This window comes from Microbacterium sp. UFMG61 (genome assembly GCF_015354505.1).
Lineage (GTDB): Bacteria > Actinomycetota > Actinomycetes > Actinomycetales > Microbacteriaceae > Microbacterium.
Genome location: NZ_JACAFP010000002.1, coordinates 105,860 through 131,737, shown reverse-complemented (window position 1 = coordinate 131,737; position 25,878 = coordinate 105,860). Strand labels below are relative to the sequence as shown.

Annotated in this window: 22 protein-coding genes and 1 pseudogene; 5 read left to right on the top strand and 18 right to left on the bottom strand. The window is 64.1% G+C overall.

All coding sequences use genetic code 11. The features are described from left to right. Positions 1 to 126: 126 nt before the first annotated feature. The 6 genes from IXW21_RS02510 to IXW21_RS02485 form a co-directional block, all read right to left on the bottom strand. Positions 127 to 2,580 (bottom strand): family 78 glycoside hydrolase catalytic domain, encoded by a 2,454-nt coding sequence (locus IXW21_RS02510; RefSeq protein WP_228528125.1) that lies wholly within the window; start codon positions 2,578 to 2,580, stop codon positions 127 to 129. Positions 2,581 to 2,842: 262 nt separating this feature from the next. Then, complete coding sequence (locus IXW21_RS02505; protein WP_194762691.1) at positions 2,843 to 3,694, bottom strand: fumarylacetoacetate hydrolase family protein; 852 nt, start codon at positions 3,692 to 3,694, stop codon at positions 2,843 to 2,845. Between the two features lie 9 nt (positions 3,695 to 3,703). Continuing rightward, positions 3,704 to 4,579: a fumarylacetoacetate hydrolase family protein gene (locus IXW21_RS02500; protein WP_194762690.1), complete on the bottom strand. Its 876-nt coding sequence runs from the start codon at positions 4,577 to 4,579 to the stop codon at positions 3,704 to 3,706. 37 nt (positions 4,580 to 4,616) lie between these two features. Further along, positions 4,617 to 5,396, bottom strand: coding sequence for an SDR family NAD(P)-dependent oxidoreductase (locus IXW21_RS02495; RefSeq protein WP_194762689.1), 780 nt, complete (start codon positions 5,394 to 5,396; stop codon positions 4,617 to 4,619). A 19-nt stretch (positions 5,397 to 5,415) separates the two neighbouring features. Next, complete coding sequence (locus IXW21_RS02490) at positions 5,416 to 6,207, bottom strand: SDR family NAD(P)-dependent oxidoreductase (protein ID WP_228528098.1); 792 nt, start codon at positions 6,205 to 6,207, stop codon at positions 5,416 to 5,418. 85 nt (positions 6,208 to 6,292) lie between these two features. Continuing rightward, on the bottom strand, positions 6,293 to 7,177 hold the full coding sequence (locus IXW21_RS02485; protein ID WP_194762688.1) for an alpha/beta hydrolase fold domain-containing protein: 885 nt from the start codon (positions 7,175 to 7,177) through the stop codon (positions 6,293 to 6,295). A gap of 104 nt (positions 7,178 to 7,281) precedes the next feature. Between IXW21_RS02485 and IXW21_RS02480 the strand changes: the two genes are divergently transcribed. Continuing rightward, entirely contained in the window at positions 7,282 to 7,836 is a 555-nt protein-coding gene (locus IXW21_RS02480; protein WP_194762687.1) for a carboxymuconolactone decarboxylase family protein, read from the top strand. Between the two features lie 18 nt (positions 7,837 to 7,854). Next, the gene (locus IXW21_RS02475) at positions 7,855 to 8,667 is read left to right on the top strand and encodes an IclR family transcriptional regulator (protein ID WP_194762686.1); all 813 of its coding nucleotides are present in this window, start codon (positions 7,855 to 7,857) and stop codon (positions 8,665 to 8,667) included. On the opposite strand, the gene IXW21_RS02470 is transcribed toward IXW21_RS02475, so the two are convergent. Genes IXW21_RS02470 through IXW21_RS02460 form a run of 3 tightly spaced genes read right to left on the bottom strand, consistent with a single transcriptional unit; the run spans position 8,639 to position 12,246 of the window. After that, positions 8,639 to 10,906 carry a family 78 glycoside hydrolase catalytic domain gene (locus IXW21_RS02470; protein WP_228528097.1) on the bottom strand — a complete coding sequence of 756 codons (2,268 nt, stop codon included), beginning with the start codon at positions 10,904 to 10,906 and terminating at the stop codon, positions 8,639 to 8,641. The two genes, IXW21_RS02475 and IXW21_RS02470, sit on opposite strands and share 29 nt — an antisense overlap. A gap of 20 nt (positions 10,907 to 10,926) precedes the next feature. Continuing rightward, positions 10,927 to 11,697, bottom strand: a complete 771-nt coding sequence (locus IXW21_RS02465; protein WP_194762685.1) for an alpha/beta hydrolase fold domain-containing protein — start codon at positions 11,695 to 11,697, stop codon at positions 10,927 to 10,929. 3 nt (positions 11,698 to 11,700) lie between these two features. Beyond that, complete coding sequence (locus IXW21_RS02460) at positions 11,701 to 12,246, bottom strand: quercetin 2,3-dioxygenase (RefSeq protein ID WP_194762684.1); 546 nt, start codon at positions 12,244 to 12,246, stop codon at positions 11,701 to 11,703. A gap of 170 nt (positions 12,247 to 12,416) precedes the next feature. On the opposite strand from IXW21_RS02460, the gene IXW21_RS02455 reads away from it, so the two are divergent. Continuing rightward, complete coding sequence (locus IXW21_RS02455; RefSeq protein ID WP_194762683.1) at positions 12,417 to 13,316, top strand: LysR family transcriptional regulator; 900 nt, start codon at positions 12,417 to 12,419, stop codon at positions 13,314 to 13,316. On the opposite strand, the gene IXW21_RS02450 is transcribed toward IXW21_RS02455, so the two are convergent. The 5 genes from IXW21_RS02450 to IXW21_RS02430 form a co-directional block, all read right to left on the bottom strand. After that, positions 13,313 to 14,377: a serine hydrolase domain-containing protein gene (locus tag IXW21_RS02450; protein ID WP_323742143.1), complete on the bottom strand. Its 1,065-nt coding sequence runs from the start codon at positions 14,375 to 14,377 to the stop codon at positions 13,313 to 13,315. The two genes, IXW21_RS02455 and IXW21_RS02450, sit on opposite strands and share 4 nt — an antisense overlap. Before the next feature lie 92 nt (positions 14,378 to 14,469). Then, positions 14,470 to 15,375 (bottom strand): ATP-binding cassette domain-containing protein, encoded by a 906-nt coding sequence (locus IXW21_RS02445; protein ID WP_194762681.1) that lies wholly within the window; start codon positions 15,373 to 15,375, stop codon positions 14,470 to 14,472. Continuing rightward, complete coding sequence (locus IXW21_RS02440; RefSeq protein ID WP_194762680.1) at positions 15,372 to 17,255, bottom strand: dipeptide/oligopeptide/nickel ABC transporter permease/ATP-binding protein; 1,884 nt, start codon at positions 17,253 to 17,255, stop codon at positions 15,372 to 15,374. The genes IXW21_RS02445 and IXW21_RS02440 overlap by 4 nt, the downstream gene beginning before the upstream one ends. An 80-nt stretch (positions 17,256 to 17,335) precedes the next feature. Then, positions 17,336 to 18,280, bottom strand: coding sequence for an ABC transporter permease (locus tag IXW21_RS02435; protein WP_194762679.1), 945 nt, complete (start codon positions 18,278 to 18,280; stop codon positions 17,336 to 17,338). A 56-nt stretch (positions 18,281 to 18,336) separates the two neighbouring features. Further along, on the bottom strand, positions 18,337 to 19,902 hold the full coding sequence (locus IXW21_RS02430) for an ABC transporter substrate-binding protein (protein ID WP_194762678.1): 1,566 nt from the start codon (positions 19,900 to 19,902) through the stop codon (positions 18,337 to 18,339). A 242-nt stretch (positions 19,903 to 20,144) separates the two neighbouring features. Here IXW21_RS02430 and IXW21_RS02425 point away from each other — a divergent pair, with 242 nt between their 5' ends. After that, on the top strand, positions 20,145 to 21,119 hold the full coding sequence (locus tag IXW21_RS02425) for an alpha/beta hydrolase (RefSeq protein ID WP_194762677.1): 975 nt from the start codon (positions 20,145 to 20,147) through the stop codon (positions 21,117 to 21,119). A gap of 51 nt (positions 21,120 to 21,170) precedes the next feature. On the opposite strand, the gene IXW21_RS02420 is transcribed toward IXW21_RS02425, so the two are convergent. The 3 genes and pseudogenes from IXW21_RS02420 to IXW21_RS18180 form a co-directional block, all read right to left on the bottom strand. Beyond that, a complete protein-coding gene (locus IXW21_RS02420; protein ID WP_323742157.1) occupies positions 21,171 to 21,473 on the bottom strand; it encodes a hypothetical protein in 303 nt (100 codons plus the stop codon). A 45-nt stretch (positions 21,474 to 21,518) separates the two neighbouring features. After that, positions 21,519 to 21,631 (bottom strand): annotated as a pseudogene (locus IXW21_RS18505) (fibronectin type III-like domain-contianing protein); the annotation flags it as partial. 71 nt (positions 21,632 to 21,702) lie between these two features. After that, complete coding sequence (locus IXW21_RS18180) at positions 21,703 to 22,035, bottom strand: glycoside hydrolase family 3 protein (RefSeq protein WP_228528095.1); 333 nt, start codon at positions 22,033 to 22,035, stop codon at positions 21,703 to 21,705. A 226-nt stretch (positions 22,036 to 22,261) separates the two neighbouring features. Between IXW21_RS18180 and IXW21_RS02415 the strand changes: the two genes are divergently transcribed. Further along, positions 22,262 to 23,503: a glycoside hydrolase family 1 protein gene (locus tag IXW21_RS02415; protein ID WP_194762676.1), complete on the top strand. Its 1,242-nt coding sequence runs from the start codon at positions 22,262 to 22,264 to the stop codon at positions 23,501 to 23,503. 76 nt (positions 23,504 to 23,579) lie between these two features. Here the strand turns inward: IXW21_RS02415 and IXW21_RS02410 are convergent, their stop codons facing one another. Then, positions 23,580 to 25,859 carry a glycoside hydrolase family 3 C-terminal domain-containing protein gene (locus tag IXW21_RS02410; protein ID WP_194762675.1) on the bottom strand — a complete coding sequence of 760 codons (2,280 nt, stop codon included), beginning with the start codon at positions 25,857 to 25,859 and terminating at the stop codon, positions 23,580 to 23,582. Positions 25,860 to 25,878: the final 19 nt, after the last annotated feature.

The window sequence follows — 25,878 nt, the reverse complement described above, 5'->3', positions numbered from 1 at the left end:
GTCATTGAGCGGGGAAGCGCTTCCTTAGGAAGCGCTTCCCCGAGTATAGGACGAGTCCTGAGACATGTAAAGTCACGCTCTCGGGCGACGGGCTAACCGACGCCGGAGTACGAACCGCGGTCGCGTCTACAGGCTGAGGGTGTGAACGCTGCTGCCCGGGTCGAGCACTCGCTCAGCCCCACCCACGCGAAGAACCGCGGCAACCCCGTGGGGGATGTCAACCTCCACGACAACATCCCCCGCGTCGCGCTGCCACTCGACCCGTAGACGGCCGAACGGTGTGCCGACGTGCCCGCTCGCGCGGTCGAGTCCCATGTCCGTCCCTGGTTCGATCGCTGTAGTCTGGTACCCCGGAGACAAGGGGCGAATGCCGACGATACGCCGATAGAGCCAGTCATCGACGGCACCGGATGCGTAGTGGTTGAGCGACGTGGCGCGGACCTCGCCGTCGGGCGCGATCGCATCCCAAGACTCCCAGATCGTCGTCGCACCGTGATCGACTTCATACAGCCACGAGGGCATCTCGGACTGCCAGAGCAGACGACGCGCGACTTCGCGGTGCCCGTTATCGCACAGCACATCGAGCAGATACGGCGTAGAGAGGAACCCCGTGTCGAGCCGGTACCCACGCTCTGCGATGAGTTGGACCAGTCGCGCCGCGGTCAGCGGACGAGCCACCTCCGGAACCATTTCGAACGCGAGCGCCAAGACATAGAGCCCTTGAAGGCGGACCGGAAGGTCGCCGAGCGCATCGACGTACTCGGCGGCGAAGGCCGCTCTGACCGCGGATGCCCGCTCGGCGAAATCCTTTGCATCCGCATCCCTGCCCAGGACTCTCGCGGCTCGGGCTGCGATCGTGAGCGTGTTCGCCTGAAACATCGGAGCCACGAACTCGCTTGTCAGCGCTGGGGCTATGTCGACGGCCTCATGCATGGGGCGATTCTCCACCGTGCTGGGAGTGAGCCAGTCACCGAAATGAAGCCCCGCGTTGTAGAGCAGGGCCTGTACATCTCGGCGATCCTCCGGTACCGACTCTTTCTCAAGCGCATCAGGAAGCGAGCGCACCGCTTCCCGCCGCTGATACTCCACCCATCGCGTCATGCTCTCGTAGTTCACCTCGAGCACATGCGGGTCACCGTATCGCTCGTAGAGCGTCCATGGCACGATGGCGATCGCGTCGCTCCACCCTGCGGAGGCAACTATCGAGCCGACCCCTTGCGCGTTCGATGCAGCCTCGGCATCGAAGGGAGAACGCGGAGAGAAGATCGGGATGCGGCCGTCTGGGAGTTGGTCAGCGCGAAGATTCTCCAGCCACCGCGATAGAAAAGGCAGGACCAGTGCATTGTTCGATGCGGCGCCCACGAAGGCCTGGATGTCACCGGCCCACCCAGCCCTTTCCCGCTGCGGACAATCCATCGGCACCGACAGGAAATTACCGCGCTGGCTCCACGCCACATTCTCATGAAGCCGGTTCAGACGTGGGTCCGAAGTCTCGAAGAATCCGGTCTGTTCGAGATCGCTGGCGATGACGATTCCAGTGATGTCCCCAGGCACGAGGGGCAACGAGAGACCACGTACCCTCGCGAAGCGGAATCCGTGGAACGTGAACTCGGGCTCCCACTCGTCCACCCCGCCAGCGGCGACGAAGATGTCGGTCTGATCTTTATTGATCCCCACGATGTTGTCGAACCATGAGCCGTCAGCGGCGAGAGTCTCGGTGTGCTCGATCACCACGCGCTGCCCGGGGGTCGTGTCGCGGAGCAGCAGCCGCACCCGGCCTGCGATCACCTGCCCGAAGTCGACGATCGAGCCGGCTGGAGTCTCGACGATCGACTTCGCACGAACTTCGAGCACCCGCCTGATCGGCTCGCCGGAGAACGGACGGAGAGCGCCGTAGTCTCGTCCGACCTCGATGACGGGCTCCCACCCCGAGTCATCGAAACCGCCGCGATCCCAACCGTGGGGAACGGCCCGTCTGTCAAAACACTCCCCGACAAAGAGATCCGAGTACACCCATGGCCCCACCGTGCTGCACGCCTCACCACCGGAGGCCGCGATGTCGGTGGTGCCGTCCTTGTAGGTCAGATGCAGCTGCCAGATCGCCGATGTTCGGGTTCCGAACTGCGCACTGGATCCGGTCAGCCCCAGCCGGCCCGCCCACCAACCATCGGCAAGCGCCATCCCGAAGATGTTCTCCCCCTCCTCGATCGCATCCGTCACGTCATAGGTCTGCACGGAGATCCGCTGTTCGTACGCATCCGATCCCGGCGCGAGCGTCTGGTCTCCCGCCCGCACGCCGTTGATGAACGCCGAGTAGACGCCTCGCGCCGTCGCATGAAGACGAGCACGCTCAAGGCCTGCTCGTGCGACGAACGACTGTCGCAGAAGTTGAGGCGGCCGCAGTCGCTGCTCTGGTGGAGAATCCGGGCCTCCCCCGGATATCCAATCCCGAATGCTCCAGCGTTCGATCGAAGCATCCTGCTGCTGCGGCTCCACCCAGCTGGCGACCCAATCCCCCGAGTCGAGCAGCCCGGTTTCGAAACTCGCCTCCGCCCATGGGGTCCAGCCCCCCGCGTGCATCCGGCTTCGGACTCGCCAGCGGTAGATGGTGGATGAGGCGATCGTCTGCCCGGCGTACTCGACGAGCGTCGCGGATTCCTCTACAACGCCACTCGCCCACACGCGGCGATCACCCGCGTGAACCTCCACCTGATAGGCGCTCTGTCGATGAGCGACCTTCCACATGAAGCGAGGGCGACGCGCGCCGATCCCGACGGGCTGCCGCAGATACTCCACGCGCAGATCCTCGAGCACGCCTGGAGTCACCAACGATCTCGCCTCTTCAGCTGTTGTCGAAGTGCGTCGTCAGCGTTCCGATGCCTTCGATCCTGCTGACCAGCACGTCGTCCGCACGGATGAAGCGCTGCGGGCTGCGGCGGTTGCCGATCCCCGATGGCGTCCCGGAGAAGATCATGTCTCCCGGCAACAGGGGGCAGACAGCGGACAGCCTGACGAGAAGCTCAGGCACGTCGTAGAGCATCATCGAGGTGCGCGAGGACTGCATGCTCTCGCCCGACAGGCTGCACTCGATCGCGAGGTCATCGCGATCGGCGAACTCGTCGGGAGTCACGAGCCAGGGGCCCGTCGGCCCGAACCCGGGGAATGACTTGCCGAGGCTGAACTGCGGCAGCGTGCCCTGAAGCTGAGTCACCCGTTCCGAGAGGTCCTGCCCGATCGTGAGGCCGGCGACGTGTTCCCACGCATTCTCGCGATCGACTCGGAAGGTCTTCTTGGCGATGACGACGACAAGCTCCACTTCCCAATCGACGTGGCCTTCCGGCAGCTCGACAACCGCATTCGGCCCGACGATCGACGAAGGGAACTTCGTGAAGGTCACCGGCATCTCATCTGGCGGGTACCCGGCCTCGGCAGCATGCTCGGCATAATTCAGCCCGATCGCGAACACCTGACGCGGGCTCGGCACCGGAGCCCCGAGCCCGCCGGCATCGATCTCGATCGATTCAGCGCTCGGAATCGCGGCCCCCCAGGCGACGAAGTCCGACCACTCCTCGAACAGGCTCTGCGGATCGGGTCCGAATCGACCACCCGAAGCCCTCTCGACATCGATGGCACGTTCGGTGTTGCCGTCCTGTTCGATGATGACGGCTCGACCGTCGAGATTAGCGAGCTTCACGCCGCGCCCTCACCAGTCCACGCGCTGCGGAGCAGGCACACCGTAGCGGTCCTCCCACGAGACGACCGTGTTGCGAAGCGTGCCGATGCCCGTGATCTCGGCCTCGATCTTGTCTCCGGGCTTGAGGTAGAAGTCGAACGGGTTCGGCTGCACCGCTGCCACACCCGAGATCGTGCCCGTGGAGATGATGTCGCCGGCGCTGTAGATCTGCGGCGAGTGGTACGCGACCAGGTGCGGGAACTTGATTCGCGTCTGGTTCGTGTTGCCCTGCTGGCGAACCTCGCCGTTCACTCGCAGCTGCATCGGCAGCTCGTGCATGTCGGGGACCTCATCGCGCGTGACGATCCACGGCCCGATGGGGTTGAAGGTGTCGATGCCCTTCGAGAACGAGAAGACGCCCGACTCCATCTCCTTGCGCTGGATGTCGCGCGCCGAGATGTCGTTGAACACTGTGAAGCCGGCGATGTAGTCGTCCGCTTCGTCGGGGCCGAAGAACTTACCCGACTTCCCGATGATGATTCCCAGCTCGAGCTCGTAGTCGAGTTCCTTCGTCAGTCCCTCCGGGTACACGATGTCGTCGTCGGGCCCGATGATCGCGTCGACGTTCTGGAAGAACACGATGCCCTTGTGCACAGGGTGCGACCAGTCGACGGCGGTGAGCTCGTTGTGGTGGTCTGCGAAGTTGCCCGCCGTGTGGAAGAACTTCTTGGGGCGAATGGGCGCTTCGAGCTTCACATCCGCATATGCCAGCCTCTCGCCGGTCTCACGGACGTCGCCGCCGCGCTCGAAGTATTCGCGAGTCGACGGAACGTCGAGTTCGAGGACGACGCCCTCTTCCAGTTCCAGGCGACCGACGCGACCGCCGTCGAAGGTGATGAGCTTCATTGGTCTGTTTCTCCTCTATGGTGTCGAAGATCGGCGCTCAGGCGCCGACCATGTTGAATCCGCCGTCGGCGAGCATGTACCCGCCGGTGAGGTGTGCCGCTTCGTCAGTCGCAAGCCACAGGCAGGCACCGGCGACGAACTCAGGCGGCGGGATGACACCCATGGGTGTCTGCGAAAGCAGCACCTCGCGGCGCCCGTTCTTCCAGTCCTCCCGTTCGAGAAGACGCTCGGTCTCCATGAACCCGGGCGCAAAGGTGTTCACTCGCACTGAGGGAGCGAACGCCTTCGCGTAGGACTTGGTGATGCCGAGGATCGCGTACTTGGCCGCCGCGTACTGTGGGGCGCGCGCCGAACCACGGACGACGACTGTCGATCCGACCTGCACGATGTTCCCGTGCCCCTGAGCCAGCATGCGCTCGCCGAACTCGTGCGTCATGAGCAACGTGCCCTTGACGTCGATGTCGATGACAGCATCGAGTGCTTCCTGCGTGAGCTGGTCCCAGTTCATCTGATCGCTCGAGACGTCACCGACGTTGTTGACCAGCACGTCAAGAGTGCCGAAGGCGGCGAACACCTCGTCGGCCATGCGCCTGATCTGCTCCCAGGACCCGATGTCCGCCTGTACCAGGATGCCGTCGCTGCCGGCTTCGCGGATGCGGGCCAGAGTTGCTTCAGCTCCGGCTTTCGACGATCGATAGTGGACGGCGACCTTGGCGCCCTCCTGGGCGGCACGTACGGCGATCTCGGCGCCGAAACCGGTGCCGGCTCCCGTGACGAGCACGGTCTTGCCCGCGAAGCGGGGGAAGATCTGCGACATGTTGTTCTCCTTCGTGGATTCAGACAAGAGTGCGACCACCGTCGATGTACATCACGTGGCCGGTGATGAACCCGGCGTGGCGGGATGACAGGAACAGCGCGGGGCCGGTGAGCTCATCGGGTGTGCCGAGGCGGCCTGCGGGGACGAGGCTCTCGAGATCTTCACGCTTGCCCGGTTTGGCGAGCTCTCCTGCGGTCAGCGGCGTCTCGATGTAGCCGGGTGCGAGTGCATTGACGGTCACCCCGGAAACAGCCCACTCGCGCGCCATCACACGCAGCAGCTGATTGATGCCGCCTTTGGAGGCCGCGTAGGGCCCGTGTGAATGATGAGCGAGCAGCCCGGAGACGCTGGAGAGCGCGAGGATGCGCCCGAACTTCTGGGCGACCATGTGACGACCCGCCGCCTGCGCGAGCCCGAATACCGACGACAGGTTGACCTGCAGGATGCGGTCCCATTCATCCTCGGTGAACTCGAGAATGGGGCGACGATCGTTGATTCCCACCGCGTGCAGCAGCACGTCGAGGCCGCCGAGAACGGCGATCGCTTCCGTCACCACGCGCGCACCCTCGCCGTGCACGGTGAGGTCTGCCTGCAGCAGCTCGTACCTCACGCCCAGAGCGGCGAGTTCGACGCCGATCATGTCGAGCGCGCGCTGATCGCGGTCGACGATGGCGACGGACGCCCCGGCTTCGGCATATGCGACAGCGCAGGCGCCGCCGATTCCGCCCGCGCCGGCGATCAGCACTCGTGCTCCGTTCAGGCCCAGCCAATCCGTCTGCATGGATGCATCATTCGTCGTCTCGATCGGCATCAGAGCCTCCTTCAAGTTCGCGAGCAAAGTTCATTGAACGAAAGCTGCTTTCGTTCTGTGAACATAACGCACTGGAGCATGCGAGTCAATCGGCCATCGTCCGGACCATGAGCCCGATGGTGTGAGCCGCGGTGGGGTCCCCGATCTCATTCAGGTACCCGTGCTGTGCCGCGGGCTCCTTAAAGAGCGTCACATCCACGCCACCGAGAGCGAGGTCGGCAGCGAAGGCCTCACCCGACGGGCGCAGACTGTCATGCTCGGCGGTCACGATCAACGTTCGAGGCATCCCACGCATGTCGTGCCCACCAGGGTGTGCGTACACCTCCGTAGGCGACACAGCGCCGAAGTAGATCTCATTGATCGCCCGACCCGCCTCCGGCGGGAGCCCACCCCCGCCGGGAAGCGACTCCAAGAAGCCGGCAAGCTCGGCATCCATCGGCGGCACCGTCTCATGCAGCGCCGGGTAGATCAGCAGGAGCGAATCCGGCAGCTCATCACCGGCATCACGAAGTCGCACGGCAGCTCCGGCCGACAGGTTGGCGCCGGCGCTCGCCCCACCGAGCGAGACCCGCTTCGGGTCGCCTCCCCAGCGGGAGGCATTCTCGCGCGCCCAACGATGCGCCTCGACCGTCTGCAGCGATGCCGTCGGATAGGGCGAACGCGGCCCTGCCGCGGCGATCTCCGCGGCGACCCGCTCGGGGTCCGGCCCCGTCTCGCCGTCTTCTCGCGGGGGAAGCGGCGGCAGCCCCTCGACCGGGCCGAGGGTGTAGTCGACTGCGACCACAGTGGTCCCGGCTGCGCTCACCTGCTTCGCCACCTCATCGGACTCCGGCATGTCGATCGTCCCCCACAGGAAAGCACCACCGTGCAGCCAGACGAGAACCGAGCCATCGGGATCGTCGGCGGGGTACACCCGAACTCCGAAATCGAAGCCGTGGGCGTGGAGGGTGTGATTAGTTACTTCAGGCATGGGCTCTTCCTTGAGTTGACACTTTTACTTGTCGAAAGCATATTTCGCTGATTGAATACTGATGTCGAACTTGGCACTCCCCAACCCCTCGGAAGGGGCATCTCATGACGCATCGAATCCCTCCGCTTCTCCCCGAGCACCTCACTCAGGAGCAGCGCACGCTGTACGACGAGATCACGGGCGGCCCGCGTGCTCGAGGACCTCAGCACTTCCCGCTCACTTCCGGGGACGGATCCCTGCGCGGTCCCTTCGATCTGATGCTGCGTTCTCCCGCCATCGGAACCGCGCAGCAAGCACTCGGTGCCGCGATCCGCTATCGCTCGGCCTTCTCTGATCGCGCTCGCGAACTGGCGATCCTCCTCGTGGCTGCACGATGGGACAGCGCATTCGAGCGCGAATCCCACGAAGCCGTCGCGCGGGCGATCGGCTTCAGCGAGAGCGAGCTCGCCTCGCTCCGGGCGGAGGACATCTCTTCCTTCACGCAGGAGGAGGCAATCGTGGCTCGCGTCATCATCGCCCTCCTTGATGGAGACCTCTCCGACGCGCAGTGGACCGAAGCATCCCGCATGCTCGGCACTGACGGAATCTTCGAAGCGATCGCCCTTGTCGGCTATTACTCCACCCTGGCCCTTCAGCTGCGAGTGTTCCGCGTCGGATGAGTGGTACGGTTTCACACGATGAAAGCTGAAATCACTCCGGAGACGGACGTCGTGCCCAAGACTGGCAGTCGCTACCGCATCGAGGCCCTCGCGAAAGGCCTCGACGTCCTCCGCCTCTTCGATGAGTCGACGACCTCTCTGAAACTTCGCGAGATCTGCGACCGCACCGGGATCCCTATGCCGACGGCTTTTCGGGTCGTCGCGACCCTCGAGGAGGGCGGCTACCTCGAGCGCTCCTCGGACGGAAGCATCCGTCCCGGTATCGCAGTGCTCCAGCTCGGGTCCGCTGCGTTGCGCGGCTCGAGCATCGTGCAACTCAGCGAGCAGCCGCTGCGTCATCTGGCCGAAGAATCCGGCGAGACCGTGAATCTGGGCGTCCTCGTCGGGGATCGAGTGCTCTACCTTGCTCGGTTGAGGAACTCGGATCTCGTGACCGCGAACATCCAGGTGGGGTCTACGCTGCCAGCTGCGTATACCTCGATGGGCAAGCTCCTGCTCGCGTATCTGAGCGAAGCGGAGCTGATGTCGGCTCTCCAGGGTCACGACTTCGCTTCGCACGCCGGCCCCAACGCCGCCACGTCGCTCGATGACCTTCGCGAGAGACTCTCGACGATCCGCGACCAGGGGTACTCGCTGCAGGATCAAGAAGTCGCTGCCGGTTTGCGTTCGGTGTCGGTCCCCGTCTTCGGACCGGACGCGGCGCGACCGGCCGCCGCGATCAACATCGCCGTCGCGTCGACGCGTCATGACCTGGACTCGCTCCGGGGTCCGCTCCTCGAGAAGATTCGGAAGACTGCGGATCTCATCTCCCGCCTCCTTCGTTCGACCTGAGCACGTCGGCTCGCCGCGTGTGGGTGCCGGCGCCAACCGATTCATCCTCAAGCCCGGGAATCCGCAGAACAGCATCGGTTCCATCGGGCACTGAGATCTCGACCCGCAACTCGGAACCTTCGATGTCCCAGCGCACCGAGGCCCTGCCGTATCGAGTGTCGAGGCTCGCTTCGGCCCAGGTTAGTCCGCCACCGGGCTGCGGCGCGAACAGTATCCGCCGATAGCCCGGTTCGAGGGGTGCGATCCCGGCGACCGACCGATGCATCCAGTCGGCGACCGCTCCGAACGCGTAGTGATTGAAGCTCGTCATATCACCCGGATTGATCGAACCGTCGGGCAGCATCGAATCCCAGCGTTCCCAGATCGTGGTCGCGCCCATCGTGACCGCGTAGAGCCATGACGGCGCCTTGCGCTGCAGCAGAAGAGCGTACGCGTCCTCAAGGTGTCCCGTGGCTGCGAGCGCGTCACACACGAACGGCGTCCCCGCGAAGCCAGTGCTGATGCGATGGCCCGCGTCGCGCACGAGTTCCGCGAGCCGGTCTCCGGCGACCATCCGATCGGCGTCATGGAGGATGCCGAATCCCAGCGCGAGGGCGTAGGCGGTCACACTGTCGCTGCGCACCCGCCCATCCTCGACGTAGTGTGCACGGAACGCGTCGCCGATTCGATCGCGGAGAACGGCGAACTCCTCGGCATCCTGCTGCTCACCCAAGAGTGCGGACGCTTCGGCCATGAGCGTGGCCGTGCGATAGGCGCTCGCGGTCGCGACGACGCCGGACGGCGCCTTCGCGAGTCCGGGGTTGTCCGCCGGAGCGTCCGGATCCAGCCAGTCGCCGAACTGGAAGCCCGAGTCCCAGAGCCCTGTAGGCGAGAGCGATGCCGCAACAGAACGTGTGTGCGCGGACATGAGCGGGTAGGCGTCTCGAAGCGTCTGCTCATTGCCGTACGCGGTCCACAGCGCCCACGGCACCCAGACAGCAGCGTCTCCCCACACAGCCGTCGCTCCCGGAGGCGGGAATCCCGTATCGAGGTACTTCAGCGCGTCGGGGACAACGACCGGCACAGCACCCAAGGGGGCGGCGCGGCGCTCGAGTTCGGTGTCGACGAGCCAGTCGGCCAGAAACCGCTCGACGTCGCCGAGGAACGCTGCGGTGGGTGCGAAGACTGCAAGATCGCCGGTCCATCCGAGTCGCTCATCACGTTGCGGGCAGTCGGTGGGCACGCTGAGGAAGTTACCTCGCATGCCCCACCGCACGTTGCTGTGCAGCTGGCTTAGATCCGGATCAGAGCACGCGAACGTACCGATCTGGCGGATCTCGGTCGACACGACCACTGCAGTGAGTGCCGTGGGATCGAGTTCGCCCGGCCATCCCGTCACCTCGGCATAGCGGAACCCGTGAAAGGTGAGCGTCGGCTCGAAGACATCGTCGCCGCCGCTCAGGATGAAGCGATCCGTCGCCTCTGCTCGGCGCAGCGGACGCGTGCCGAGCTCGTCGTGCTCGATGACCTCGGCATGCCGGATCATCACAGCGGTTCCGGCGGGCCCAGATACTCGCACCCGGAGGAAGCCGACCAGGTTCTGACCGAAATCGACCAGCGTCTTACCTGTCGGCGACGTCCATACGCGCTCGACTGCGCGCTCGCCCTGGCGCACCACCGGTGGCGATGTGCGTTCGACGAGAAGGCCTTCGTCGACGTCGACGATCCGCACAGCGCCCCAATCGCTGTCGTCGAACCCGGGGTGCAACCACGCATCATTCGACAGCCGAGCATCGATCGTCTCTCCGTTGTACAGATCGTCCGCCAGGACCTCGCCCGTCGATGATCGCCAGGATTCGTCTGTGACCACGGCCTGCACGTGCCCGTCCTCGAACAGGATCGTCAGCTGTGCATACCCGGCACGCTCCTCTCCGTACAGCGCGCGATCACCGGTGAAGCCCAGATAGCCGCGGTACCAGCCGTTGCCGAGACGCAGGCCGAGTACGGTACGCGCTGACACGGCCGTCGTCACATCGTGCTCGACCACCCGCACACGCCATTCGTAGCTGGTCCACCCTGGCACCAGTAGTTCATCAGACGACGGCCTGCCACCCACCCACGCTTCGATCACGCCGAGCGCGCTCACGCGCAGGGTTGCGCGGACGACCGGCCCGTGACCCTCGTCGAGCGAAAACTCGTGACGCAAGAGCGGCGCTGCCTCGGCGGAGTGCAGCGGGGCGATCATCTGTGCTGAGATCATGAGAGATCCTTTCGGAGGCGTTAGTTCGTGACGCGGCGCACGAACTGCAGGGCCGCGGCGAAGAGGGGACGGGTGTCGGACACGTCACGCCAGAAATGCCCACCGCCCTCGACCGGCACGAGTTCGACGTCGACATCGGCGGCGCGGAGAGCCGCAGCGAACACCTCGCTCTGCGCGAAGGGCACGAGAGCGTCGGCGGTTCCGTGCGAGATGTGGAACGGAGGGGCTTGCCCGTGCACCTGCGACAGTGGGCTGGCCGCGCGAGCTGTCTCAGATCGCTCAGCGGCGCGGCCACCGATCCACCGTGCTTCGCGCGTATGGTCCGGAGCCTCACCCGTCTCGTGATCCGCCATGGCCACGATATCCGCCGGGCCGAACCAGTCGACGACACCCCGGACATCGGACCGTCGAAGACCGGTGAGGGAGGCGAGCGTCGCGCCGGCGGAGACGCCCCACAGGACGACTCTTGTCGGGTCAACGCCGTACTCTGCGCCATGGGCGTGGAGCCAGTCGATTGCCGCGTCTACGTCTTCGAGTTGGGCGGGAAAGCGCGCCTCACCGCTCAGCCGATACTCGCAGGACGCCACGGCGTAGCCCGCCGCCACGATGAGTTCGAACGACTCGGCATCCGACATGCCCGGTGTGAACACCTTGCGACTCCCGCGGCACCATCCGCCACCGTGAAGGAAAACGATGACGGGCGCACCACCGACGTCCGGCGTTCTCAGGTCGATCGACAGAGGACGAAACCCGTCCGGTTGCGCGACATCGACCTCGGCGAAGGAGAGCACCGCTCAGTCGCGGAACTCGAACTCGGGCATGAACTGCGTCGAGTACTTCTCGCCCGCCGCGCGCATCACCGAGAAGTCGGGCACGTAGACGCCGTTCGGGTCTGTGGCATCAGTCTGCTGCCCCATGGCGTGGAAGAAGCGCTCGAAACCGGCGGTTCCGACGCCGAACACCTTCGTGGTGTTGTGGATCTGAAAGGCATGCACGATCCCGGCGGGCACGTATGCGAAGTCACCCGTGACCAGCGTGGTCTTCGAGTGATAGTCAGCTTCGTCGTCCATCCACACGGTGATTTCGCCATCGACCACATAGAAGATCTCATGGGTCTTGAAGTGGCGGTGCGCCGGAATCCGCCGTCCTGCGTTGCCGACCATTGTGAACGCACCGTACTGGTCCTCTGTCTCATCAGCCGAGAGCAGGATCGTGAAGAGCTGGTCGAAGACGAGCGACTTCTCTCCCTCGCCGTTGCCGAGCACGAACGGCTTGGGTGCTGCCGGCAGAATTCCGGCGTAGGCGACCTTGTCGGGATCGTCGTTCGGGAAAGTGGTCATGCTTACCTCCTTGTGAGCAATTGGTCTCGCGGCGGTGCGTGCCGTTAGGCAGAGGGAACCCTCGAACAGTTTCGAGTCATGGTTCCAGACCACTCCAGTCTCAAGAGGTTGCCGAGAAGAAGGAAGTTCGAGCTTCCTACTCGACGTTAGCCTGTGGCTAAGATGGCGACATGGACGTATCCATCCAGGTGATCCGGTATTTCTGCACGCTCGCTGAAGAGCTGCACTTCGGTCGCGCGGCTGATCGACTCAACATCACGCCCCCATCCTTGAGCCAGCAGATCAGCCGACTCGAGCAGCAGTTGGGCACCAAGCTCTTCGATCGCACTCCACGCCGGGTCGAGCTCACGGTCCACGGGGATGCCCTGTTGCCCTTCGCTCGGAGGGTTCAGGACGATCATGATCAACTGCTCAGCTGGGGCCGCTCGGTCCAGCGTCAAGCGATGTCGCCCGTGCTCCGTGTGGGCGTCGTGGCCGCGGGCGCAGGCACGTTGACTGCTGCCGTGATCTCGGAGACACTGCAGCGCGTGCCGAGCGCCCGAATCGAGATGCGCCGGATGGGGTTCTTCGAGGTGTTCGATGAGCTGGACGCCGGCCGCGTCGACGTCGCCTTCGCGCCCCCGGTTCCCGCTCCGCCACGCGTGCGCTCCGAGCCGATGTGGGAAGAACCTCGAGTACTCGTGGTTCGGACCGATCATCCTCTTGCTCATCGCGAATCGATCTCGATCAACGAGACGAATCATGAGCTGTTCGTGACAGTGGGCTCGGGGCCGACAGACGTCGTGAATTGGTGGGTCGTCGATCCCCGAGCAGATGGATCACACCCGCGCCGAGGACCCACAGCAGACAGCATCGAGGGACTCCTCGAACTCGTGGCGGCGGGCGCTGGGGTCAACATCGCGGGCGAGTCAGCCTCGCATCACTACCGACGCGAGGAGTTGTCGTTCGTCCGCATCCACGACATCCCCTCAGCGCGCGTACACCTGCTGAGTCTCAAAGATTCAAGGGACCCCGCCGTCGAGACCTTCCGCGCCGTAGCGCGAGAGCTGTCACCGCTCGGTAGAGGCTAGGCCGCGCACTGCTGCGCGAGCTGAGCGAGCACGATCGCACGAGCATCCACCCCTCCCGGGAACTGCATCGGATGGGGAATGTAGGCGAAAGAGATCTGACTTCGGGGATCGGCGAAGACGAGCGCCCCACCGGCACCATCATGGCCGAACGCATAAGGGCTTCCGAACGCCATCTCCGGATGAGGAAGCATGTATACGAGTCCGTAGGCCCTCGTTGCGTGGAGGACGCGATCCGTTCCCCAAGAGTGCTGCTGCGCCATTCGAGCGAGAGTGTTCGCCGATGCCACCGGTGTAGGGCTCGACTCGAGCGCATCGGCGTACAGGGCTGCCAGACCGCGAGCCGAAGCGACACCACCGAAAGCCGCCGGCCCCACCCGTCGCGTGCGGACATTGTTCGTGAACGCACTATCCGTGGCATTCGTCATTCCGCAGTCGAGGTTGCCGAAGACCGACGTCGTGACCCCGTCCAACGGCGGTCGGCGGAGGGTGTCCCCAGGCTGAGTCGAGCTCAGGATGGCGTCGTCGGTGGGCACGTACCTCGCATCCAGTCCGGGCGGCAGCCCCAGGTAAGCGTCGACGCCCCGGGGGCTTCGAATGTCCCGCTCGTAGATTTCCTGAAGGTACTGACCGGTGATCCGCCGGACGAGCTCCTCCATCAGGACACCGATCGTCAGTCCGTGATAACCGAAGGCAGTCCCCGGCCGCCAGAGAGGGAACTGACGGGCGAGCGCGGCACCGCCGACGCTGCAGTCGAGGAAGAGATCGAGAGCAACGACTCCGTCGATGGCCACGAGTCCCGCTTGATGCGCGAGAAGCTGACGCACCGTGATGGCTTCCTTCTCTGACGCTGCAAACTCCGGCCAGTACATGGAGACCCGCGCATCAAGGGTCAGTTGCCCTGAATCGACGAGTCGTGCGATGACCAAGGCGCTCAACGCCTTCGACACGGAGAACACCCCGGTCAAGGAATCGAGGCTCAGCGCCCCCGCAGCGATGTCCACCACCACCTCACCTCGATACCAAAGGCACAACTGACCGCTGAAGTCGACGTCGTCGTTCACAAACGTCGCGAACTGGTCTCGAACCGGCGCGAAGAGAGCGTGTGAATCTCCCTCGATCTCTCGGCTCCCACCAGCAACAGCGACAGCGCGCGTCAATTTAGGCCATTCGCGACAGCGGTGGCTGGCGCCGCGGCTGCTGCGGCCTTCATCTCGGCGCGCAACCGTTGCCAGGCCTCTCGACGCCGCACCTGCTCATCCGGATCGGGGACAGGCGAGGCGGCGATGAGAACCCGCGTATAGCTGTCCTGCGGATTGCCCAGGACTTCGGCTGTCGTCCCCTGCTCCACCACGCGCCCTCTGTTGAGTACCAGGATGCGCTGGGCGAGGAACTCGACGACAGCCATATCGTGCGCGATGAACAGGTACCCGAGGTCTGCGCCCCTGCGCAGTTCAGCGAGCAGGTTGAGGATCTGCGCTTGCGTCGAGAGGTCCAGGGCGCTGACGGCTTCGTCGCAGACCACGAGCCGCGGATCGGTGACGAGCGCACGAGCGATGGCGACACGTTGCCGCTGCCCACCCGAGAACTGACGCGGGTAGCGTTCGGCCGAACCATCCGGCAGCCCGACGGAGGCGAGTGCCTCGTCGACACGCACACTTCGTTCCGGACCCGGCACGCCCGATACTTTCAGAGGCTCGGCCAGCGAGTCGCCGATATGGCGGCGCGGGTTGAGCGAGGAGAACGGGTCCTGGAACACCGCGCGCAGGTCACCTTGCAGAGCACGGCGCTCCGCGACACTCGCCCGCGTGATGTCCTTTCCGTCGAACCAGATCTCGCCGCTTGTCACAGGCTGAAGGCCGAGAATGGCCCTCCCGATCGTCGTCTTCCCCGAGCCTGACTCCCCAACGAGCCCGAGAGTCTCGCCGCGCGCGATAGTGAACGACACGTCGTCTACCGCCGCGGGTCCGGTCCTTCCGTACCTCACGACGAGATTGCGCACCTCCAGCAACGGGGGGACTCCCGTCGTGGCGCGATCGGAGGATGATTCTGAGATGGTCATCGCTGTTCTCCCATCATGATCGGCAGTCGCCACTCGTCTTGCCGACCGCGTACTTGGTCACGGCGCGCACAGCGCACTCCGCCGTCACCAGCCGCGCGAGGATCCAGTTGCACAGTCGTGAGACAGATGTCGGTCGCGAATCGGCAGCGCGGAGCGAAACGGCAGCCAGTCGTCCATGATCCGGGCAGGGGAACCTGTCCGGGAATCGAGGCCAGACTTGTCATAGTGCCGAGGTCGGCAGCCGTGTGCGGGTCAGCCGCGAGCAGAGCCATCGTGTACGGATGCTCGGGGCGCATGAGTACGTCGCGCACCGAACCGGTCTCGACGATCTCCCCCGCATACATCACCGAGACGTCATCGCAGATATCAGCGACCACCCCGAGGTCATGCGTCACGAGAATGATCGACATCCCCCGCTCTGCGACGAGTCCGCGCAACAGGTCTAAGATCTCTGCCTGGATCGTCACATCGAGGGCAGTGGTGGGCTCGTCCGCGATGAGAAGGCTCGGTGTTCCCGACAGCGCGAGCGCAATGGCTACGCGCTGCGCCATACCGCCTGAGAGCTGATGCGGATAGCTCTTGAGCACTCGCGGGACATCGACGATCCCCACATCCTCGAGGAGCCCAGCGGCAACGCGCTTCGCCTCGGCTCCCCCCACCCGGCGCAATCGTTTGATCGCGGTAGTCAGCTGCGACCGAACAGTGAACATCGGATCGAGTGCCCGAGTGGGCTCCTGCGAGATGAATGCGATCTCGTGACCGCGCACGCGCTGGAGCGTCTTCTCGGTGGCCTGTGTGAGATCAGCGCCATTCCAGCCGATGCTGCCCGAGCGAACGGAAAGACCGGGAGAAAGGAGGCCCAGAAGGGCATAGGAGGTGACGCTCTTGCCACAGCCCGACTCACCGACAAGCCCCATGACCGAACCCTTGCGAACATGCAAGGAGACACCTGTGACGAGCGCGGGTCCATCGTTGTCGACTCCGATGACGAGGTCCTGAACGATCAGGCCGCCCTGCTCCGCGTCAGCTGCATGACTTCTGGGAGCGTTCTCGACCGTCGCGCCAGTCTTCTTGCTCTTCTTGCGACGCAGGGCGACCAACGGCGGCGGCACGGCGGTGCCGCCGGCGAGCACGTCAGCAAGGGAGTTCGCGGCGATGATCGTCAGCGACAGCATCACCCCGGTGGGCACCATCATCCATGGCTGCTGAAAGATGAAGCGCGATGCGGTCTGGATCATCCCACCCCACGTCGGCTCGGGCGGCTGAGGGCCGAATCCGATGAACGCCAGGCCGGCCTGCACTCCGATGCCCGCACCGAACAGCAACACGAACTGCACGATGACCGTCGTGGACATATTGGGCAGGACATGTCGAAGGCTGGCGATCATCGGACGCACACCGTCGACGGCCGCAGCCTCGACGAAGAGTTGCCGGTGGAGCGACTTGGACTGTCCGAAGAGAACCTTGTAGATCGCACCGGTGATGAGGAGACCGAAGATCGCCATGAGAATCGGCATGTTCGCACCGAACGCCGCGATGAACGCGAGGATGATCACCGTCCCCGGCAGCGACAGCACGATCTCGGAGATCCTGTCCATCGCGTTCTCCGCCCACCGGCTCCGCGATGCCCACAGGGTGAGCGGAATTACCACGCCGATCGCCACTACGGGCACGATAAGCGCGATGAAGACCGTGGGGGCCGCAGCGCTAATCAGACGTGCCAGTAGATCGCGCCCGAGTTCATCGGTGCCAAGCAAGTGAGCAGCGGATGGGCCCTGCAGGACAACTGACAGATCCTGATCAAGCGGGCCGTACCGAAGCCACAAGGGTGAAGTCAGCGAGGCGAGCACGAGGCCGAGTAGCCAGACGATCGAGATCACCGCAGTAGGAGACACCAGAACTCGGCTCTTCAGTCGGCGCTCAGTGCGAACGGGCCGCACGATGGATGTGGTGGAAACGGTCATGATGCACGCAGCTTCGGATCGAGGGTCTTTGTCAGCAGCTCAAGACCCAGGTTGACGATGACGACCACGAGAGTCGCTACCAGAACGAGGGCCTGAACGAAAGGCAGGTCTGCGGTTCCGGTTGCCCCCTGCATGGCCTGGCCGATTCCCGGTAGTGCGAAAAGGACCTCGATGATGACTGAGCCGCCAAAGAGCAAGATGAACTGGATCGCCACGCTCGCGATGATCGGCAAGCTTGCTCCACGGAGCGCATGCACATAGATGATCCGCGGCGTCGGGGTACCGATCGCGCGAAGCATCCTGATGTGCTCCTGGGTGAGGGTCTCCGACATCGATGCGCGTGTCTGACGGGCGATTCCCGCTGCGGACGTGATGGCGATTGTCAGGACCGGAAGTGCGATCGATCTCGCCCAAGCACCCGGATCAACATCTAGGGGAACGTACCCGGTAGCGGGAAATACTCGGAGCTGAACAGCGAAAACGTAAACCAGGAGAACACCCACCCAGAAGGCGGGGACCGAGAGGAGTATGCCCGAGAGCGCAGTGATGAACCGGTCTAAAGCGCCACCGCGTACAGCCGCAACTACCCCAAGCACGATACCGACGCCAGAGCTGACCACAGTACCGAAGAACGCGAGGGCAGCGGTCACCGGCAATCTCTTCGCGATGTCGTCACCGATCGACCGCCCGTCTATGAGAGACGTTCCGAAGTCGCCCCGCAGAACCGGCGCTACCCATGAAAAGAACTGCGGAATCCATGGGTCATACCATCCGATGGCTTCGTTGTAAGCCCTGATCTCTTCAGGGGTGCCGCCCTGGCCGAGCGCCACGCCGCCGGGCGTGGAGCCCGAGAGATGGACCAGCATGAACGCGATCCATGAGGCGATCAGCAGCGTAAGGATCGCCCAGGCGACTCGCTTCAGTATGAAGATGAGCATCATCACTCCTTGCGATGTCGGTGCCGACAGTCGCCCATAGGCACCGACATCTGATTAGGTCAGGACGCGGGCTGCAGCGTCGCGAGGAGCGGGAACACCTCTGCCCCCACGAACGAGGGTTCGGCAACCTTCGTGTCGTTGTATCCCCATGGAGCGATCTGCTCGAACAGCGGGATGAGCCAACCGGAATCGACGATCGACCGGTTGAGATCTTGAAGCGCGGCCTCCTGCGCAGCTTCATCGTCACCGGCTGCACTGTACGCACCCGCTGCCGCCTGGATATCAGCGTTCTCGGCGCCGTGAAAATTGGCAAAACCGAAGAGTGCGCCGTACACCGGGCCGACGGGGTTGGTCCACTGGAAGGGGATCGGACCGCCAAGGCCCTCTGTGGAGACCGCGCCGAAGAGCTCCTCGGTCGTCGCCGCGTTCTTCAGATTGACAGTGACGCCGATCTCGCCCCAGTACTTCTGGATTGCTTCCATATCACGCTGGCTACCCGTGCCGATGGTGAAGTCGAACGTGAACCCATCGGGATAGCCGGCTTGCGCGAGAAGGTCCTTTGCCGCATCAGGGTTATACGCGTACTCCTCGTCGAGCTCAGCCAAGTATCCAGGGCTGTCCGCCGGCAAGGCGTTGGCTGTGGGGATCTCACCAGGATGTACTGCAGCAATGTACTCCTCCCGATCGATCGCCATCGACAGCGCCTGGACGACCCGAGGGTCACCCCATTGGGGGGCCGTCGCGCCGACCTTGTCCCATGGAATGAGGTTCTGGACCGTGCCACCGTTCGTGGCCACTTCGACTCCAGCGGATTCGACCTGAGGCACGGAATCCGCGGTGAGCAGTGCCAGGTCCACTTCGCCTGAGATCACGGCATTCGCGCGCGCTTGCGGCTCGGCGATAGGACGAAACTCGTACGAGTCGAAAGCATAGGCGTCCGCTCCGGGGTGCCCGTCCTTCTTCACGAGAAGGTAGGAGTTCCCCTTGATGGTGGCCTTGCCATCGATCGCAAGGGGCCCTGAGCCGTCAGGCGTGGACAGCAAACTCTCGCGATCGGCGGCACCTGCAGGCCCGACGATCATGCCTGCGGGCGCCGTGAGGTTAGCCTCGAAGCCAGGTTTCGCGGTGGCGAACACGAGCGTGACGGTATCCTCGTCCACGACGATCACGTCCGTGATCTCGTTTTCCCCGCCCGCAGCGAACGCGCTGTAGGCGCTCAGATCGGGATTGCCGCGCGCGGCGAGATTCTCCTTGACTAGTTCGGCGCTGAGTGTGGATCCGTCGGCGAACGTCGCCTCGGTATCGAGATCCATGGTCAGCTGTGTCTGATCGCCGTTGAACTCGAACTTCGTGACGAGCTGAGGAACGACCTTCCCATCGTCATCGAGCACGAAGAGGGAGTCATAGATCCCCTCGAAGAACATCCTCTGACCCGAGCCATAGCTAGCGGGGTCGTAGCCGAGCGCCGCCTGATCGGAATCGGACGCGATAACGAGCTTCGCCGTGTCCGGGGCTGCGCCGGACTCCCCGCCGCCTGACCCGCCTGTGCAGGCGGTAAGCGCGAGCGCCGACACGGCAACTGCCGCAACGGCGCCGCTCATGCGGGCGGTACTGAATCGAGACATCTGGATCTCCTGTGATCGATGTGAGTATGGACAACGGTGTCGACGGATGGCTGTCAAGAACGATCCGTTTCGACCTAGCGTGGGTGCAGAGCGACTCTTTGGCAATTCGGATTCGCTCGGGTTAGCGTTAGCAAATGCCTAACATGCCCTTCTGCTCTAGTCTTCACCAGTGAAACCGGGTTTCATAGAATGAACCCCAACGTAGCTGCTGCAGAGATCCGATCACAGAGGAGCGACGACGAATGAACCTTGATAACGCTCGTGGTGAAACGGTAGATGATCAGCCAGCGCGCGTCATCGGCCCTCCCACCTTTCATCCCCCAGGGACTGCTGAACGGCAGCAGCCGAGAGATGCCCACATCTTTCCCTCGCTGACATACTCGATCCCCGACGGTTACCGGCCGCTCCACCTCGACGTCTATACCCCGAAGGCGGCGTCAGGACCGAGTCCGTGCGTTATCTGGGTCCACGGAGGGGCCTGGCTGTTCGGTAGCCGACAGATGCCGCCGGAATATTGGCCCGAAGGCATGCTGTTCCAAAAAGCGATAGACGCAGGGCTAGCCATAGTGGCGATCGACTATCGGCACTCCAGGGAAGCACCGTTCCCGGCACAGATTCATGATGCGAAAGCTGCGGTGAGATACATCCGTCACTTCGCTGTTGAGCTAGGTATCGATCCCGATCGAATAGGCGCATGGGGCGAGTCGGCCGGAGGCCATCTCGTCGCCCTTCTGGGGCTAGCTAAGGATCCCGCACTCGAAGGTTCAGAAGGCATCACCGGACCGAGCAGCGCTGTGTCACCTGTCGTCGACTTCTACGGAGTGTCCGACGTCGACACGATGCCCTCGCTCTTCGATTCGCTCCCCGCTGAAGTCGTCGAGATCTTGCTCAGCGCTGGGGGCCGCGAGCACGCAGATCCCACGACCGTAGTCCTGTCGAACTCGCCCTTGCCTGCAGCCGATGCAAGACGCCTGCTTTCGCCCATCAACAACGTGGGCTCCACTCCGCCGCCGTTTCTCCTGGTGCACGGCGAGGATGACTCACTCGTGCCGATCTCGCAGAGTGAGCAACTATTGGCAGGGCTCAAGGCCGCCGGCGGCGACGCTGAACTCGTTCGAGTGCCGGGAGCTAAGCATGTTTTCGAAGGCTCAGACCCGGAACCGCCGATCGAACGCGCGGTAGCTTACCTCCGCGCTCGGCTCGGCGAAGGAGCTTAGCCAACGCAGCGAGTCGACCGGCTCGACAGTCTCGAGCCGGTCGACTCGCTCTCATTCCGCGCGATACGACTCGATGATCGCGTCGAGCACCTCTGGCCGCAGGGCACCGCCGGCGATCCGTGCGAATCGCACCAGCGGGAAGTCACCCATGATCGCCACGATCCTGTCTGCGTCCCCCATCGCGAGGAATCCAGATGGGGCTTCCTCGTCCAAAATCGCACGAAGCGCCGGCCCGACTGTGGGGTGCACGATCGCCTCGGCGAGTGTCGACTGGTGCGAGACCGTCGGCACGTAGGCGTCACCCTCGACGTGCAGTGACGCAGTCGAGCGGATGTCGCGGCTGGATGCCGCCACATCGAAGACGTACTCGCCGGCCTCGACGACCCATCGCTGCGCAACCGAGTTCCAGTAGGCGAGGTCATCGCGGCGGACGTTAGCACCACCTCTCGGCTCGCACCCGCAGGAATCTCCGCGATCGCGAATGCCTTCAGTTCGCGCGGCGGTCGCTGCACCGACGAGCCCGGAAGGGATGTGTACACCTGAACGATCTCCCTCCCATCGCGGTCTCCGACATTGGTGATCGTCACGCGGACCTCGATGTCGCGCGATGCGCTCGCGGACGCCACCGTCGCCTGGCCGTAGTCGAACGAGGTGTAGGAGAGGCCGTGCCCAAACGGGTACGCGACCTCCAGCCCGCGCGCGTCGTACCACCGATACCAACGAAGAGCCCCTCGCTGTATCGGACGGCTCCGTCGTCGACGTCGACGTCGACATCAAGAGAGGCGGGAGAATCCTGCAAGCGGATCGGAATCGTCTCCGGGAGCTTGTCCGAAGGATTCACCTCGCCGTAGAGGACGTCAGCGATCGCAGTGCCGCCAGCCTGACCCAGCCGCCACGCCTCGACGGAGTTCGGCATCTTTCCCTGGATCGTTGTCTTCGACCAGGAAGCCTGCAGAGAAAGACACCCTCGCCCCGCGTGCGTGGCCCTGAATGCCGAGGTAGCGCCGGTCGAATCGTGCGTCATTGCGGCTTCCGATCTCTTGAACCAAGACCAAACACCCGACTATGGTTGACTCACTGAGTGAAAAATACTTTCATTCAATGAATTCAGAAGGCAAGACAAACGGTTGGAAGGATCAACGATGACCACCACAGATTTCCCGAAGGACTTCCTCTGGGGCGTCGCGACCGCCGGCCACCAGAACGAGGGCGACAACGTCCATAGTGACACCTGGTTCCTCGAGAACGTGACGCCGACGATCTTCCAGGACCGCTCTGGCAAGGCCGCCAACGGCTGGGAACGCTGGGAGTCGGATCTCGACATCGTCGCGGCGATGAACCTGAACGCCTACCGCTTCTCCGTGGAGTGGGCCCGCATCGAACCCACGGAGGGCGAGTTCTCCGAAGATGCGCTCGCGCATTACGAGGCGGTCGTCGACGGATGCATCGCGCGCGGCCTGGCGCCGATCGTGACGTTCAACCACTTCACCTCACCGCACTGGTTCGCCGCCCGCGGCGCCTGGCTCGACGAAGGCGCCTCCGAGCTCTTCGCTCGGTACTGCGGCGTCGTGATGGAGCGTTTCGGCGACAGGATCGCCCTGGCCGTCACCTTCAACGAGCCCGACCTGCCGGAGATGCTCACGTGGGCGGGACTTCCGGACTTCATCGTGGATCTTGAACGAAAGACCCTGGAAGCCGCGGCAATCTCAGCTGGTGTCGAGCGTTATCGCGCAGGCAACGTCATGCTGCACGAGGACTTCCCCGGGATGCGCGCAGGAATGACCGCAGCTCATGCCGCGGGAAAGGCAGCTATCAAGGCACACCGCCCCGATCTCCGCGTCGGACTCTCGCTGGCGATGTGTGATGACGTGGCGGCACCGGGCGGGGAAGCGATGCGCGACCGCAAGCGTGCCGAAGTCTACGACTATTGGCTCGAGCTGGCCCGAGGTGATGACTTCATCGGCGTGCAGAACTACGAGCGCCTTCACTACGGTCCCGACGGAGTGCTTCCTCCCGTCGAGGGTGCGGTGGTGAACGGGATGGGCACCGCCGTCGACGCGGATTCTCTGCGAGGCGCTGTCGAGTACGCCTACGAGGTGAGCCGCGTGCCTGTGCTCGTGAGCGAGCACGGCGTCAGCACGCCCGATGACAGCATCCGTGCCGACTTCATCGCGCCGTCGCTCGCGGGGCTTGCGAAGGCGATCTCGAACGGCGTGCCGGTACTCGGGTATTGCCACTGGACCCTCATGGACAACTTCGAGTGGATCTTCGGATACAGCCCGAAGCTCGGACTGCATGAAGTCGATCCCGACACCTTCGAGCGCACGGCCAAGCCCAGTGCAGACGTGTACGCCGGACTCGTGGCCGCGGCGCGCGGCGTGTGAGACGACGCGCGATCGAGTGATCTCAGCATGACGAAGGATGCCGCGACGCTGCAGCGCCGCGGCATCCCTCGTCTTTTCAGGCCTCAGCTCTGGGAGCGTTTGCCGTCGCGATGAGCCGATCGATCGTCTCCGTGGAGAAGTCATCACCCGGGAACATCGCCATGCGTCCGAGCGGCATCGACTCGATCATCTTCATCATGTCGACGTCTTCCGGCATGATCGACGCCGCATCGCCGGGTCCGTTCGCCGCCATGATCTTCTGCACGATCGGTCCCGCGATGGGGTGTGCGAATGCCTCACCCAGTGAGGACTGACGCGTCAGAGGCAGCGAGAGGACATCACCCTCCATCGGCGCCGTAGCCCGCGCGCGCAGATCCCGACTCGACGCAGCAATATCGAACGTGTAATCGCCACCCTCCACCACCCACCGCTGCGCGGTGACATGCCAATACGCCAGATCGTCGCGGCGCACGACCTGCATCACATCGCGGGTCTCCCCCGGGTCGAGTGCCACTGATGCGAACGCCTTGAGCTCGCGAACGGGCCTCTGAATGGTTGACTCTGCCAGCGAGGTGTAGATCTGCACGACCTCGCGCCCTGCGCGGTCCCCAGTGTTCGTGATGCGGACCCGCACTTCGACGTCTCCGTTTGGCCCGACGGACGCCACGGCGTCGGAATACTCGAACGTGGTGTATGAGAGTCCGTGCCCGAACGGGAACGCCACATCCAGATCTCTCGCGTCATACCAGCGGTAGCCCACGAACAAGCCTTCGCCGTAGCGCACGTGCCCGTCGGTGCCGCCGAAGTTCAAGTACGACGGGTTGTCCTGCAACCGCAGCGGGATCGTCTCCGTGAGCTTCGCCGAAGGATTAACCGCCCCATAGAGCACGTCGGCGATCGCGCCACCGCCCGCTTGACCGAGCAGCCACGCTTCGATGATCGCGGGCACACGGTCGGCGAACGGCAGTGCGACCACACTGCCGTTGGAGAGCACTACGACGACGTTCGGGGTCACCCCGAGAACAGCATCGAGCAGCGCCAACTGGTCGTCCGGAAGGTCGATGTGCTCACGGTCGTAACCTTCGGCTTCGGCCGCTTCGGGAAGTCCGAGGAAGAGCACCGCAACATCCTTCGCCGCCGCGAGCTCTACGGCCGCTCGACGCAGCTCTTCGGAGTCTGCGTCGTCTCGCGAGCTGACCTTGTAGCCCTGCGCATAGAACGAGTTGCCTTGACCGGCGTATTCAGCGATCTCATCCCGGGCGTTGTCAAGCCGCGTGGGAGTGACCTTCGAGGAGCCTGCACCCTGGTAACGCGGCTTCTCTGCGAAGAGCCCGATCACCGCTACCGATGCCGTCGAGCTGATCGGCAGAGTCTCCCTTTCGTTCTTCAGCAGCACGATCCCTCGACCCGCCGCCTCGCGAGCGAGCGCATGGTGAGCGTCGACGTCGAGCGGACCCGCGACGTCACCAGCGCCGGCCTGCGACTTCTGCACAAGATTCACGATGCGGGTCGTCGCGACATCCACAACCGATTCGGCCAACGTTCCATTGCGCACGGCAGCGATGATCTGCGCGTCCGTCTCCCCGCCGTTGGACGGCATCTCCAAGTCCATCCCGGCGGCGATCGACGCAACGCGCTCGTTCACGGCCCCCCAGTCAGAAACTACAAGACCGTCGAAACCCCACTCGTCGCGGAGCACGTGGGTCAAAAGCCACGGGTCTTCCGATGCGTAGACTCCGTTGATGCGGTTGTACGAGCACATGACCGTCCACGGCTGCGCATCCTCGACGACGCGCTGGAATCCCCGTAGGTAGACCTCTCGCAGCGGCCGCTCGTCGACATCGCTCGACGCGCGCATGCGATCGTTCTCCTGATTGTTCGCGGCGAAGTGCTTCACCGAGGCACCGACGCCCTTCGACTGTATGCCGCGCACCAGGGCGGCACCGACCTCTCCGGACACAATCGGGTCTTCCGACACGTACTCGAAGTTCCGTCCGCAGAGAGGCGAACGTTTGATGTTCAGGCCAGGGCCGAGCAAAACCGCGACGTTCTCGATCGCTGCCTCGGTGCCGAGTGCCTCTCCGACGCGCTCCACCAAACCCACGTCCCACGAGGAGCCGAGCCCGACCGCAGGCGGAAAACAGGTGGCTGGAACGCTGTCACCGATCCCGAGGTGGTCACCGGTCTCGCGTTGCTTGCGCAGACCGTGCGGTCCATCCGTGAGCATGATCTTGGGAATACCGGCGCTCTCTACTCCCTTCGTCGTCCAGAAGGTTCCACCGCTCGTGAGCGCGGCCTTCTCTTCGAGAGTGAGCCCGGCGACGATCTCGGCGGGCAGAGGAGTGGATTCAGTCATGGTCTCTCCAGACGTTAGG